This is a genomic window from Cyclobacterium jeungdonense, from assembly GCF_010994275.1.
Classification (GTDB): Bacteria; Bacteroidota; Bacteroidia; order Cytophagales; family Cyclobacteriaceae; genus Cyclobacterium; species Cyclobacterium jeungdonense.
In genome coordinates this window covers 296,267-310,285 of record NZ_WMCD01000001.1, presented here as the reverse complement: position 1 = coordinate 310,285, position 14,019 = coordinate 296,267, and the positions used below count along the sequence as shown (strand labels likewise).

Genomic DNA, 14,019 nt, shown 5'->3' with positions numbered 1-14,019 from the left:
TTTATTTTAGCTAGCATCCTGGCTCCTAACCATTAGTATTTCAAAATTTGTCTCAAGGAGGAAAGTGCCCTGTACACCAGCTTTCTGGCAGACTTTACCTCACTAAACTCCATTACCCGGGCAATTTCCTGGTAACTCATGCCTTCTGTATACAAAAGAAGTAATGCCTGCCTCTGTCTGCCGGTGAGTTGATCTAATGCTTCCTGGATCTTTTTTACCTTCTCGCATTCCTGTTCTTTTTGGATTAGAATCGCTTCATGTGACAAGCAGATCGGGAATCCATCCTCCTGTGTCATCATTTCTAGATGCTCTCCTCTTAGCTCCTTCATCCTCCTAAAAATCTCGTGCTTTAGACAACTGAATAAGTACGCTTTGCAGTTATGCACTTCCGATAAGGTTCCTCTTTTTTTCCTGAGTTGAATGAATATATTTTGTATGCAATCTTTAACCAGGCCTTTGTCTTTGGAGATTTGACATCCATACCTATACATAGGGGCCACCAAAGTCCTGTACAAATAATTAAAAGCCAATTCGTTTCCTTTGTTCAACGCCATCCAGATCTCCTCATCGGTTTTTGCCTGGAAGGATAAGAAAGAATCGTTGTAGTTAGAGGTGGTTGCGGATAGGGAGGGTGCCTGAGCTTCCTGGGTGTGGGGTTTCATTGGGTTTTAAGTTAGATCGACTATCTAATATAAAGAGTAAAAAAATAGTAAAAACAACCCCACAAAAATTGATTATTTTAAAAAATAATTTAAAAACAAACTATAATTTAGATTATTTGTAAAAGTAAAAAATATTATACCATTTGTAGATTTCGGTAATGGAAAAACCAATGAATATTTCGAGTATGAAAGATAATCCAATAATACAATAACTGGAATAAACATGAAAGTTATTTTTATTGTATCGATTAGTTTATAACCTACACCACCCTGCCATCACTTCATCAGAAAATTCCTAGTCCTGAAATGAACAAAGGCCTTAGTCAAAACAACAGGTAGAAAAGTGCGAAAAAAATGTGCGCACAATTCAGAAAAGTTATTCCCCATTAGATAGTAACATATGTATTGCGCCAAAAAAAATCATCACATCACCATTGGATTGTCTACTGATTACAGAAGAAAATAGGGAGTTTTTTAATCTTTTCCACTTATTTCATTGAATACCATATCTATCTTAATGGTATCCCTTGGATATTCTAAAACCTTTGCCCCCTCAGCTGAAATCAAAATAGGCGTTTTCAACGCGGATTTTTCTTTGACCAGTAAGGTCAATAGATCTGTGTCCTCTATTTCTTTTCCCTGGATGTTTGCTTTGAAATAATCAGAATTCTCGTCGAAGAGATCAATTATGCTTTTGTTTAGTTTTTTTGCCAGCTCTAAAACCTGGGTTGGGGTCATATCATTTTTCGATACATCCAATTCATTGATTACATGCTTATGAAGGGTCAAAACATAGGCATAGGCTTCCCTGTCTTCTAACTTTTTGCCGTTGTACAGAAATTTGATTTCGTTTTTCTCCAATTCAAACATGATTTTAATAATTTTAGAAATTTAAAAAATAGAATCAATTACACCAATTTCAACCATAAATGATGCCAGTATTTACTTTCCTCGTTGATGTGGTTGCCAAATCATTGATCCCCATACCGGTCAATTCCATATTTTATTACAAAGAATGAGGAAGACCTCAGCCCAATCAAAGAAAACATCATACCACCCTACTTTCACTTTGCCATAAATCCGCATTGGGTCCCAGTGCTTCCTTGAGCGGACGGGTGATATCATTGAGTGCGGCTACCAGGGCAGGTGTAAGTGCTAACTGGGCGCTGGCTGCATTCTTTCTAACCTGTGCCGCATTTCTTCCACCGACGATGGCTGCCGCTATGCCCTCTTGGTGAAGCAGCCAGGCCAAACTTAAATTACCCATCGGGATATTCGCCTCTTTGGAAAGGTCCTTAATTTGGCTTATTGTTTGAAAAGTAAGCTCTTCACACCCATCCTCCTGATGTCGGGATTGTGGACGTTCCTTTGTAAAATGCCGGGTTCTCGCCCGGTCATCCGGAACTTCTGTTTCCGAGGAAAATTTCCCTGTCAACAAGCCCTGCATGATCGGCGAATAACAAAGAACGGGTACCCCATCGGAGATGCATTGGGGAAGAATCGAATACTCAATGGCCCGAAAAAGCAAATTATAAGCCATTTGATTACTGCTGATCTTGAATGAAGACTTTTTGCAGGTTTCCAGGCTTTTGTTTCCAAAATTAGACACTCCGAAAGCTCGGATTTTACCTTCATTCCGAAGTTCCTGAAGCGCTCCCAACGTTTCTTCCAACGGGATTTCCGGATTGGGCCAGTGCAGCTGGTACAGATCGATGTAATCGGTCTTCAGATTCTTCAGACCTCTTTCGCATGCTTTTTTAATATCCTCCGGTGCAAAATCGGCAGGACCCGCTTTGGAGGCGATAATAATATCCTTCCGTTTTTCTCCCAGAGCCTTGGCTAGCAAATCTTCCGAAGCCCCTCCTCCATAGGCCTCGGCAGTATCAAAGGTGGTAATTCCCTGATCATAGGCCATTTTGATAGCTGCCAGGGAATCCCGTTCGTCCTGTGGTCCCCAGTTAAAACCACCGACGATGGCCCAACAACCAAAAATCAATCTTGAAATCTCCAATTCTGAATTAGGTAATGCGAATTTTTCCATGGCTTTCTAATAAGGGTTACTTCAAAAAAAGCGATTTTGGATTCAAAATCAAACCAAAACAGGTAGAAAATCAGACCGGCAGCTCTATCTCAAACAGGGAATAGGCTCCAGGCTTGGAATCAATTTTCAGCGTGCCACCCATGCCATCAATCAAATGCTTTACCAAGGGAAGACCAAAACCATAGCCTTTTTCGCCGGAGGTTCCTTTGGTAGTATTCCCCTCTCCTTTCAGAATAGCCTCGATTTGTTCTTCAGTCATTCCAGCCCCAGTGTCTTTTACTTCTGCTGATAATTTCTTTTTATAGGACTTTTCACAAAGTGCCAGGCTTACGGTCACTTTACCTCCTGAAGGGGTAAACTTGATGGCGTTGGAAATCAAATTTCCCAATATTTGCAGTAATTTGGTTTTGGGAAAGGCAATTTCTTTATTTTCACCGTTCACCTCTACGCTTAGTTCCACGTTTTTCTGGTTTCCTTGCACACCATAAAGGTTTTTTAGTTTTTTCTTTAAGGTCAATAGGTTGTATTCATTATCCGGGTTTAGTTCGGACTTCTTTTTCCCCTCATGTTCCTCGGATGAAAGTATCTCATCAGCTAACTCTAATAAGGATTTGCTGCTATTTTGAATGACTTTGATAAACTCCAACACATCATCCAACTGGTTTTTATCCCCTTGTTCTTTGATGATCTGCGCCAGGCCAATGATTCCACCAATGGGCCCCCTTATATCATGAGCTACCTGTTGTTGCTTTTCCCTTGCATTTTGAACTTCTGATTGCAAATAAGCCACCTCTTTGATGATTTTTAACCTATTGACGATTTCATCCGCAATTATTTCCAGCAAAACGACCTTTTCAGGACTAATGTGTTTTGTCTCGGTGTCCACCACACATAAAGCACCCAGGTTCAAACCCGATTCACTTCGTAAGGGAACCCCCCAATAATACTTAAGATTGGATTCTTCTGTTACGTAGGACCTTTTGTTGAATCGCTCATCTTTTGTAAGATCTTTGATTTCAAGAGGTTCTTTACCCATGATGGTATATTGGCAAATAGAATCCTCCCTTGGTGTCTGCATTACCGGAAATCCTTCGCTGGCAACACTCCATTGAGTATACGCATCGATCAAATTTACCAAAGATACATTTGTACCCGCCACCTTTGCTGCCAGTTTGGCAAGGTCTTTCAAGCTACTTTCCAGTGCATTTGCATCCAGGTCGTACTCAGCCAATTTTAACAGCCTGTTAAATTCATTCTCGGGGATGGGACTATCCATAAAAGTAATTTCTTGTGTTTCGGTGAAGGTAATCTGTAATAAAATCCTATCCTAAATTTGATGAATACAAAACTCAGGTTGACGATTGAGCAGGAAACCATAAAATGGGCAACGAAATATGCGAAAAAATCAAAATCGCATCCTTTCCGATATCATTGAAAATTGACCAAAAACCTTAATTACAGGAAGAACAAAAAAAACCCACCAAAAATATTAATCCGTTTTTAAAACCCCTGGAAGGTTTCTTAAAAAGGCCGCAACGGAAATTAAACTTGAGCGGGGGAAGTTAATCTATATAATGAGCCAAAAACCCTGCAATAAAAGCAGCCTGCCTGGCACGCGTTTCCTCCCCGAAATGAACGTGGTCGATAAACAGATCGGCACCCAGATTTTGTGTAAAACGATGGAGATCAATCACGGGGACGTTTCTGGTCTCAAAAACCACATCGGCTACCGCGTTGTAAATTTCCAGATCTGCCGCATAGCGGTGAAAGGATTGTTGTTTTGAATTATGGGTCTCATCGTCTACCGGTGTAGTTCGAATCCAGACCATTCGGATTCCGCTTTCCTGTAAAAGGCTATAAATTTGCTCCAGATTTTCGCGATAGTCGTCTAGAGAAACCTGCTTCTTTCCTGTTCGCACATCAGTTTTGATGTCGTGCAGGCCGCAATTGATTAGCATCAAATCCGGATTAAATGCCGGATCTTGTACTTTTTTCTGAAGGTATGCCAATACCATACCGGAATCACCTCCATTTGCACCGGCTGGATTATCCAGATTCGCTGAACTCGAGCCATCGTCTCTTTTCCGGTCATAGACCCACTTCCCTTGTACGTATTGTTCCAGGAAGGGGCCGTACTGCATGGAAATGCTATCGCCAATTACAAATAACGATGGCAAGGCTCGTTTATCCATCGCTGTCAGCCCTAATAGCGACAGAAAAGCGGCCGGGAGATAAATCATTTTAATCCAAACGTTTCGCATACGATCTATTTGTCAATTCCTATTTCGATACATTTACATACGGGGTTCTGCTCTTTTGCAAACCGCTTCCCCTGCCGCCACCATTTTTTCATTTGGTAAGGGTCAAAAATAAGCGAATTTTCCGTCAGCACCGCCGGCGGATAATAAAAGTTGAGACTCACCCTGCGTCTTTTCCCAAGCAATTCGCCGATTTTTATATCATCACTGGAAATCTGGTCCAACATAAAATCAAAGGCCCTGGTCGTGAGTTCCAAAGCATTCCGAACTGGCCGCTTCATTTCCCTTCCTGCCCTGGCTTTCAGTACGATCACGTCTATTTCTGTGGCACCCCTGTAGATGGCCTCGGAGATAGGAACCAAGTCAGCAAACCCCCCATCGGCGTACTCACAGCCATTTTTCTCCACCAAACTCATAAAAGGAATTAAATTAGACGAAGCCCAAATCCATTCACAAAAATCATGGTACTCACAATCTTTTAACCGTTTGTATTCTACATTATTCGTACTCAGATTCGAAACAGTAATGTAAATTTCCGCCGTATTGGCTTTCATCCGGTCAAAATCTGCGGGCGTAATGATTTTTTTGATGAGTTTGAACAAGTTTTTGCTTTCTCCAAAGGTCTTTTTACCCTTCAAAAACATTTTGATCGTACTTAGATGATTGATCCGTGTTTTATATACTCCGTTAATTTTAGATATTATAAACGGATTGGTGCTGAAAATACAATCCTGAGTAACCGATGTATAAATCGCTTTGATTTTTTCAACCTCATCTATTGAAAGGAGAGGAACTAAAAGGCTTCCCGTAGAAGTACCCACAAATATATCGTAATTGAAACCACAATCACGGATCAGATATTCGGCTATTCCTCCTCCAAACGCCCCTTTACTACCTCCCCCGGAAATGACCAGTGCTCTTTTTTCTTGCATGCAAACTGCCTATTTTATTGATTCAATTCGACTTTTATATTCTCTAAAACTATTTCCGACAGCAATTCCAGTTCTCCAGCCTCATACAAGGATTGCATTTTTTCCACCGCCACTGTTTCATCCTCAGGTTTGTAATTGTCGTAGTCCTGGAAGAGAATCCCGGATACCTCCCGTTGATTTTTAGCTTTTCGAAATCGAACGCCACCTCCATCCGTGTGGTAGGTATATGCCAAAAAATCCATCCTGTAATTTTCCTGATTGATCCAATATAAAAACTCGTCGTCGTAATCCTCCCCTCCCCCATCTTGTTCAAAGGTTACTTTGATAAGCTCGTAAGTTTTCCCTTCCAGTTGGGTCTGGCCCAAATGGGTTTTGATTACCGCCGGATCATTGAGACCATAGGGTAAAAAAGCAAAATAAGCTACCGAATTTACTGAGTTGGAAAAAGCATTTCGATCCTTATCCGTGAGGGTCACCCGCTCGCCGTTGATTTTTCGGGCAAAGCCGTCGTTGTCCAATACATCTTCCACCTGACCACTTTCATCGGAAAACGCTCTTACGTACCGAAACCGATCAGGCGATTTGAATATTTCGTAATGCCTTTCCCGAAAATCAAAGCTTATTTTTGCCGATTTGAAGCGCTCGCCTCCGTGAGCAGCAATGGATTGGTCAATGATTTTTTCGGCTTCGGTTTTAGGAGAACAAGCGACCCACCCAGTCAATATCAGCCAGCCCCAAATAAAGTTCTTCATAAAAAAAACAGATAACTTTTTCATACAGATCAACTCATTTGTTAAAATACAATAATCACCATATTAAATTGAGGCATTCTCCCCAAGAAACCGGCTTCAGAATACCACTTCAAATGCGGAACTACTCCCTTTTTCCCCACTAAACCTTTAGAATAGCACCCAGCTGACCATTCGGCTATCTTTAAAATCCGGAGACCCTCATTTTTGGAAAGATAATAAAATCCATCCAAACTTGAGGGCAAATTTACACCCACTATGCAAGAATGTAAATACTGCGGGATTTGATAGCCATCAGTAGTGTATGAATGGATTTGAAACAGGCGTGATTTGCTTTCGACTCATTCTTAAACGCAGAGTGCACCTCTAAACAAACTTCTTCTCCATCAGACACTACGTATTTCATTATTTTTACGTAAATTTTATACGTATTTTTACTTAATTAAAAAAACATCTCTTATCTTAGCATTTCCAACCATTAAAAGGAATAAATAGTCGGTTATTTATTTGTATTGAGTATTTTACCTTCCTTAACGAAAACAAAAGGCAGGAAGGAATGGACCGTCAGGTCACCAACTTACCGTGAAATTTTAGAAAAATTAACCGTATTTATACGTAAAATAGGAATTAATAAGCTCAGCAAGCAATGTACCTTTTCTAGCATATTAAAATAAAAAACATCATGAAATTTTCAGCAAAAAAAGCAACCTACATTAATTTACTGGATTTCAAATCCCCACAGATGCGCGCTTTTCACCTTTCCTGGTTTGCGTTTTTTCTTTGTTTTTTCGGGTGGTTTGGAATTGCGCCCTTAATGGCCATCGTACGGGAGGAACTGGAATTAAGCAAATCCCAAATAGGAAATATCATCATTGCCTCGGTTTCAGTAACGGTGCTTGCCAGACTTTTTATTGGGTGGCTGGTAGACCGCATTGGCCCCAGAATAACCTATACCTACCTGCTGGCATTAGGGGCAATACCGGTAATCCTGATCGGACTAAGCGATAGTTACGAAAGTTTTCTATTGTTCAGGTTGGCCATTGGAATTATCGGCGCATCCTTTGTAATCACCCAATACCACACTTCGGTGATGTTTGCTCCCAATGTCGTTGGAACAGCCAATGCAACATCAGCCGGTTGGGGCAATATGGGAGGAGGGGTCACCCAAATGGTCATGCCGGCCATCTTTGCCTTGTTTGTTTCTCTTGGATTCCTGGATGCTGAAGCCTGGCGATACGCGATGGTGGTTCCTGGATTTGCCATGATCCTCACCGCAATAGCCTATTACAAATGGACAACGGATTTTCCGGAAGGCAACATAAAAGACCTTAGCAAAAAAGACCTGGACTATAAGAGAAAGAAAAAAGCCGACGGAAAAGGGGCCCTGAAAACGGCTCTTTCCGACCGAAGGGTATGGGCGCTGTTTTTGATTTACGCTGCTTGTTTCGGTATTGAACTTACCATTAATAATATTGCCGCTATCTACTACCATGATAACTTTAACCTGGACTTAAAGACAGCCGGTTTGATTGCCGGTTTATTCGGATTGATGAACCTGTTTGCTCGGTCTCTGGGAGGCTTTTTTGGAGACAAGGCAGGGTTAAGGTGGGGGCTCAAAGGAAGGGTTAGCTTTTTAGGAGCGGTAGTGCTGATTGAAGGAGTTGCCCTAATGCTGTTTTCTCAAATGACCTTGCTGCCGCTAGCTATTGGCACCATGATCCTGTTCAGTCTCTTTGTGCAAATGGCAGAAGGAGCCACCTTCTCTGTGGTGCCATTTGTCAACAAAAAAGCGATAGGTATGATTTCCGGAATCGTGGGAGCTGGCGGAAATGTGGGAGCAGTCATGGCCGGATTTCTGTTAAAAATAGAAGGGCTTAGCTACGCAGATGCCCTATTCTTCCTGGGGATTACCGTATCCGTCATCAGCTCCGCTTCCCTCTTAATTCGATTTTCCAAAACCGATGAAAAAGTAGCGCATGAAGAGCTGGAAGAATCACTGACCCAGCAGCCGACCCTCCAACCGGAAATGGTCAACAGCTAATTTTTTCATTCAAACCAAAAAAGGAATGGCAAAGGCAGAAAGTTATAAAAGCACCTGTTCTTACTGTGGGGTAGGATGTGGAATCCTCGCCGAAAAGGATACAAAAGGGAGAATTACCCTACAAGGAGATCCTGATCATCCAGTGAATAAGGGCATGCTTTGTTCCAAAGGCATGAACCTTCATTACGTGGTGGAAGACAAATCAGACCGATTGCTTCATCCTCAGATGCGCTGGGGCAAATCCCATCCTCTGGAAAAGGTAGATTGGGATACCGCGCTGGAAAGGGCTGCTGCCGTATTTTCCTCCATTATAGAAAAGCACGGACCGGATTCAGTGGCTTTTTATGTTTCAGGTCAATGTCTGACAGAAGAGTATTACCTGGTCAACAAACTGACCAAGGGATACCTGAAGACTAACAATGTAGACACCAATTCCCGACTTTGCATGAGTTCTGCCGTAATGGGCTACATCAAAACGTTGGGTGAAGACAGTGTACCCATTGCTTACGAGGATATTGAGCTTGCCGATTGCTTTTTAGTGGCCGGAGCCAACCCGGCCTGGTGCCATCCCATACTTTGGAGAAGGATCGAAAAACATAAAGAAGAGAATCCCGGAGTAAAAATCATTGTAGTCGATCCCCGGGTTACCCAAAGTTGCTCCATAGCCGATATTCACCTGCAACTAAACCCCGGGACGGATGAAGTGTTGTACCATGCCCTAGGAAGGTGCCTGATCGAGCAGGGGGACATCAACCTGGAGTTCATTTCCAACCATACCGATGGATTTGAGTCGTATAAGGAATTGGTGATGAAAACTTCATTGAAAGAAGCCGCCAAGATCTGCGGTGTCCCCGAAGTGGATATTAAAACAACCGCCTCCTTAATTGGGAACGCCAACGGTTTTCTTTCCCTTTGGACAATGGGTCTTAATCAAAGTGCCGACGGCGTCAATAAAAACCTGGCCCTGATTGACCTGAACCTGATTACCGGACATATAGGAAAGCCAGGCTCCGGTCCGTTCAGCCTAACCGGACAGCCGAATGCCATGGGAGGTCGGGAGGTTGGAGGCATGGCTACCTTATTGGCTTGTCACCGTAATCTCAGCCTGCCCAAACACCGGGAAGAGGTAGCCAAATTTTGGGGTGTGGATGAAATTTCTGAAACACCAGGAAAAACTGCCACCCAGGTATTTGAAGGGCTCGAAGATGGCTCCATCAAAGCCCTGTGGGTCATCTGTACCAATCCCCTTGTAAGCATGCCGGATGCCCGCAAGGTAGAGGCTGCATTGAAAAAAGCCCGGTTTGTAGTGGTGCAGGACATTTCTAATAAATCCGAAACCATTCCTTATGCTGATCTGGTATTACCAGCTGCCGGATGGGGAGAAAAAGAAGGGACCATGACCAATTCAGAACGGCGCATCAGTCACCTGAGCAAATTCACCAAGGCGCCTGGGGAGGCCCTCCCGGATGCCGAAATACTGATGCGTTTTGCCCAAAAAATGGGATTCTCTGGCTTTGACTTCTCAAATATGGAGGCGGTATACTCCGAATACTGCCAAATGACCAAAGGCACAAATATCGATATTTCCGGTTTAAACTATGATTACCTGAAAAATCGAGGTTCGGTACAGTGGCCATTTCCCAGCGGGGCACAGGGGGGTACCAGACGCCTTTTTACAGATCTCCAGTTTCACACCCCAAACGGGCGCGCACAAATTCAAATCTCCGGCCCAAAAAACAACTATGAGAAACCTTCTGAAAACTTTCCACTGATCCTGACTACGGGTAGGGTCCGGGACCAATGGCATACCATGACCCGCACCGGAAAAGTAAATAAACTCAAAAAACACCTGCCTAGTCCCTTTTTAGAAATCAACCCCAGCGATGCCGCTGAAAGGGGAATAGCGGATGGGAGCACGGTGTTGGTTTCCGGAGCCAGAGGCGAAGTCAGGGTACATGCCCAGCTAACCGAAAAAATCAAGAAAGGCGTGGTTTTCCTCCCCATGCACTGGGGAAAAATCTTACAGAATGACTTTGCCCGTGCCAATAACCTGACGGGAAATGCCATCGACCCAATTTCCAAGCAACCGGATTTCAAATATTCGGTGGCACAGGTAAGGCTCTATAAAAAACCCAAACAAAAAATTGTTATCGTTGGCGCGGGCGCGGCGGCCTATCGCTTTATCAATTCCTATCGGGAATGCAATTTAGAGGATGAAATCCATGTGTTTTCCAAAGAAAAACACCCCTTTTATAATCGCGTGTTGCTTCCGGACTATGTAAACCGGCACAAGTCCTGGGAGGATTTGCTTAAGTTCAAGTCAGTGAAAGATTTGGATAATTTAGACATCCACCTTCATGTAGAAAACGGTATAGAATCAATCGACCGGTCCAATAAAACCGTAACTGATGAAAAGGGTCGGGTTCACTACTACCACACCCTCATTCTTGCAACGGGAAGCAGGGCCTTTGTACCGGGAGATGCTCCCATGCATTTGCCCGGCGTATTTACCATGAGAAACCGGGCAAATGCGGATGAATTAAAGCAATACCTTGATAAGAAAGGGCACGTTTTGATTGTTGGAGGGGGTTTGCTGGGATTAGAATTGGCTGCCGCACTTCGGGAGATCGACCTGAAGGTAACCATCGTGCAGTTAGGGTCCCGATTAATGGAGCGGCAATTGGATCCAATGGCAAGTTCACTACTTCGCGATCGGCTGGAAGAGATGGGAGTGCAATTATTCATGAACAATCAATTGGCTCATCTGGAATCCCATGGAGAAGATAAGCACATTATTGCCAGCTTAAAAAGTGGGCAGACAGTTGGTTGCAATGCAGTCGTGTATGCCATCGGCACCCGCCCCAATATCGAACTGGGAAAATCGGCTGGATTGACCTGTGGCCTTGGAATAAAGGTCAACGATTACCTTCAAAGCAGCGATCCAGACATTTTTGCTATGGGAGAAATAGCCGAACATCAGGGAAAGCTGAACGGGATTACAGCAGCAGCCGAAAACCAGGCAGATTGTGCCGCTCGATTTATCGCTGGAGATTTACTTAGCCTTTACCAGGGAAATGTTCCGATGAATATCCTGAAGTTTGCTGACCTGGACCTGTGCTCTATTGGTATTCCAGAAGTTCCTGCAAATGCGGAAGGATACGAGGAAATCCTGCTAATCGACACGGCACAAACGTACTATAAAAAATGCATTGTTCATCAGGACCGATTGGTGGGTGCCATTCTAATGGGGGACAAGTCTGAATTCGCTGAATTCAAAACTCTTATTGAAGAACGAACCGAACTCTCCACCAAACGACAGGAATTACTTAGAGGCAAATCATCGAAGGAAGAATTGATTGGAGCTTTGGTTTGTTCCTGTGGAAATGTCGGCAAAGGAAACCTTTCAAAAGCCATTCAATCAGGCTGCAGGGAGTTTCGCCAACTTTGCCAACAAACTGGTGCGGGATTAGGCTGCGGGAGTTGCAAACCGGAAGTAAAAGGGATATTAGAAAAGGAGAAACGTATTGCTACTGTGTCTGCGGCGGTCTAAAAAAGTCTTTCTGGGTTAGTATTGATTTCCATTTCCTTGCGGAATACTTCCTAAAACTAGTACGTCAACAAAAAACAGAATACATTTACCTATTCACGAAGTGCTGAGAAAACAGATGGTTACCCTAAACTTAGTTTACCATCAATATCACTCTAAAATCACCAAAAGTCATGCAGAAAGCCGATTTAGTCAGGGTATTCGTAAAAGGAGGGATCATTTCACCCGGTGATTTTCTGAAAATGATTCAAACAGCCAGTGAATTGGGCGCCAGTTACATTCATCTGGGTTCAAGGCAGGATGTTTTATTCCCTCTGAAAAACAAGAATTTGGAAACTCTGGCCAATACTTTCGAGGCCATCGATACGGAATACGATACCGATGGGGAGGAATACCAAAATATAGTCTCCTCCTACCCTGCATTGGACATTATGCCCACCACTCATTGGCTGGCATCGCATACCTATCATTACATCCTGGACACGTTTGACTACCGACCCAAACTTAAAATTAACATCACGGATCCGGTTCAAAACCTTGTACCGCTATTTACTGGCAATATCAATTTTGTTGCTTCATCCATCGACAATTACTGGTATCTCTATTTACGTTTTTCAGAAATCGAACCAAAACCCTGGTGTGCTCCTGATCTTATTTATGGTTATGACCTTGCCAAAATTGCCAAGGCGATAGAAGAAATCAATCCGGTAAAAAATAAAAGAAAGTACGAAGAACTCTATTTGGAAGTAAAGGGGACCATTTCCCCAAATTTTCAGAAAGTAGTGCAAGAGCTGGACTATCCGGAAGCCACCACCCCTTACTATGAAGGAATGAACCGCATCGTAGGAGGAAAATATTGGCTGGGGCTTTACTGGCGAAACAATAAATTTTCCATTAACTTTTTGAAAGCATTGTGCCAGCTATGCCTGGACACCACTATTGGTAAGGTTTGTCTCAGTCCCTGGAAATCCATTATTGTAAAAGGTATTGCGGAGAAGGACCGGCTTAGCTGGGAAAAACTTCTTGGCAAATTTGGCATCAACATTCGACATAGCTCATTGGAACTAAACTGGCACCTACCCGTACTGGATGAGGAGGCACTTGAAATAAAAAATTACCTCGTTCGGGCGCTGGATAAGCAGGATATCAGCACCTACGGGCTAAGTTTTTCTATAAAGACGAAACACATGGCCTTGTTTACTTCGGTAGCTATAGAAAAAGCTACGAAAAGCAAGGAAAACGACCCCGATACCTTTAATATCCTCTACTCCAAAGATTTTAACCCTAATTTATCGGAATACTTTTATTTTGTAAAAAATGTACCTATTGAAACGCTTCCCCCGCTATTGATTGAGCTGAGTTACAAATATTACGACCAACTCGAAGTCCGTAAACCTCCGGGGTCATCCGACGGAAGCGGGGAAACCATGCGTAAACAACCCAGGTTATACCAATGTGCCAGTTGCCAGACAATTTACGACGAAAAATACGGGGATCCTGCATCCGATGTACTTTCTGGAACTTCGTTTATGAAACTGCCTGACAGTTACCTGTGCCCGATTTGTGAGAGTCCAAAATCAGCATTTAAGTCAATTGTACGTTAACCACGATAAACACATGAAATCGACACGATTAAAATCATCATTAAACACACAGGCCAATGATTATTTTAATCGTCAAAGATTCCATCTGACCATTAAAAAAAATTATAAACAGATGAAATCGAGCATGACGCAAGCGACCGACGGAGGGATGATTATCAACCATGCGAGATTCCATATGGCCACTT

Annotated in this window: 10 protein-coding genes; 3 read left to right on the top strand and 7 right to left on the bottom strand. The window is 43.0% G+C overall.

Translation table 11 applies throughout. The features are described from left to right. Positions 1-32: 32 nt before the first annotated feature. The 7 genes from GKS34_RS01215 to GKS34_RS01185 all read right to left on the bottom strand — a co-directional run bounded on the left by GKS34_RS01215 (position 33) and on the right by GKS34_RS01185 (position 6,669). The gene (locus GKS34_RS01215) at positions 33-662 is read right to left on the bottom strand and encodes an RNA polymerase sigma factor (protein WP_163382993.1); all 630 of its coding nucleotides are present in this window, start codon (positions 660-662) and stop codon (positions 33-35) included. A 474-nt stretch (positions 663-1,136) separates the two neighbouring features. Further along, the gene (locus GKS34_RS01210; RefSeq protein WP_163382992.1) at positions 1,137-1,532 is read right to left on the bottom strand and encodes an arsenate reductase family protein; all 396 of its coding nucleotides are present in this window, start codon (positions 1,530-1,532) and stop codon (positions 1,137-1,139) included. Between the two features lie 178 nt (positions 1,533-1,710). Then, on the bottom strand, positions 1,711-2,703 hold the full coding sequence (locus GKS34_RS01205; RefSeq protein ID WP_163382991.1) for an aldo/keto reductase: 993 nt from the start codon (positions 2,701-2,703) through the stop codon (positions 1,711-1,713). Between the two features lie 70 nt (positions 2,704-2,773). Beyond that, on the bottom strand, positions 2,774-3,979 hold the full coding sequence (locus GKS34_RS01200) for a GAF domain-containing sensor histidine kinase (RefSeq protein ID WP_163382990.1): 1,206 nt from the start codon (positions 3,977-3,979) through the stop codon (positions 2,774-2,776). Positions 3,980-4,265: 286 nt separating this feature from the next. Continuing rightward, positions 4,266-4,943 (bottom strand): SGNH/GDSL hydrolase family protein, encoded by a 678-nt coding sequence (locus GKS34_RS01195; protein WP_163382989.1) that lies wholly within the window; start codon positions 4,941-4,943, stop codon positions 4,266-4,268. Positions 4,944-4,969: 26 nt separating this feature from the next. Continuing rightward, positions 4,970-5,893: a patatin-like phospholipase family protein gene (locus GKS34_RS01190; RefSeq protein WP_163382988.1), complete on the bottom strand. Its 924-nt coding sequence runs from the start codon at positions 5,891-5,893 to the stop codon at positions 4,970-4,972. A 14-nt stretch (positions 5,894-5,907) separates the two neighbouring features. Further along, positions 5,908-6,669, bottom strand: coding sequence for a DUF6503 family protein (locus tag GKS34_RS01185; RefSeq protein ID WP_240459146.1), 762 nt, complete (start codon positions 6,667-6,669; stop codon positions 5,908-5,910). A gap of 655 nt (positions 6,670-7,324) precedes the next feature. Here GKS34_RS01185 and GKS34_RS01180 point away from each other — a divergent pair. The 3 genes from GKS34_RS01180 to GKS34_RS01170 all read left to right on the top strand — a co-directional run bounded on the left by GKS34_RS01180 (position 7,325) and on the right by GKS34_RS01170 (position 13,834). Next, on the top strand, positions 7,325-8,683 hold the full coding sequence (locus GKS34_RS01180) for a NarK family nitrate/nitrite MFS transporter (RefSeq protein WP_205601994.1): 1,359 nt from the start codon (positions 7,325-7,327) through the stop codon (positions 8,681-8,683). Positions 8,684-8,708: 25 nt separating this feature from the next. Continuing rightward, positions 8,709-12,233 carry a nitrate reductase gene (locus GKS34_RS01175; protein WP_163382986.1) on the top strand — a complete coding sequence of 1,175 codons (3,525 nt, stop codon included), beginning with the start codon at positions 8,709-8,711 and terminating at the stop codon, positions 12,231-12,233. Positions 12,234-12,403: 170 nt separating this feature from the next. After that, positions 12,404-13,834 carry a rubredoxin gene (locus GKS34_RS01170; protein ID WP_163382985.1) on the top strand — a complete coding sequence of 477 codons (1,431 nt, stop codon included), beginning with the start codon at positions 12,404-12,406 and terminating at the stop codon, positions 13,832-13,834. Positions 13,835-14,019: the final 185 nt, after the last annotated feature.

What these genes read in the sequence shown, in the direction of transcription:
- GKS34_RS01215 (WP_163382993.1), bottom strand. Translation starts at nt 662, where the DNA reads ATGAAACCCCACACCCAGGAAGCTCAGGCACCCTCCCTATCCGCAACC.
- GKS34_RS01210 (WP_163382992.1), bottom strand. Translation starts at nt 1,532, where the DNA reads ATGTTTGAATTGGAGAAAAACGAAATCAAATTTCTGTACAACGGCAAA.
- GKS34_RS01205 (WP_163382991.1), bottom strand. Translation starts at nt 2,703, where the DNA reads ATGGAAAAATTCGCATTACCTAATTCAGAATTGGAGATTTCAAGATTG.
- GKS34_RS01200 (WP_163382990.1), bottom strand. Translation starts at nt 3,979, where the DNA reads ATGGATAGTCCCATCCCCGAGAATGAATTTAACAGGCTGTTAAAATTG.
- GKS34_RS01195 (WP_163382989.1), bottom strand. Translation starts at nt 4,943, where the DNA reads ATGATTTATCTCCCGGCCGCTTTTCTGTCGCTATTAGGGCTGACAGCG.
- GKS34_RS01190 (WP_163382988.1), bottom strand. Translation starts at nt 5,893, where the DNA reads ATGCAAGAAAAAAGAGCACTGGTCATTTCCGGGGGAGGTAGTAAAGGG.
- GKS34_RS01185 (WP_240459146.1), bottom strand. Translation starts at nt 6,669, where the DNA reads ATGAAAAAGTTATCTGTTTTTTTTATGAAGAACTTTATTTGGGGCTGG.
- GKS34_RS01180 (WP_205601994.1), top strand. Translation starts at nt 7,325, where the DNA reads ATGAAATTTTCAGCAAAAAAAGCAACCTACATTAATTTACTGGATTTC.
- GKS34_RS01175 (WP_163382986.1), top strand. Translation starts at nt 8,709, where the DNA reads ATGGCAAAGGCAGAAAGTTATAAAAGCACCTGTTCTTACTGTGGGGTA.
- GKS34_RS01170 (WP_163382985.1), top strand. Translation starts at nt 12,404, where the DNA reads ATGCAGAAAGCCGATTTAGTCAGGGTATTCGTAAAAGGAGGGATCATT.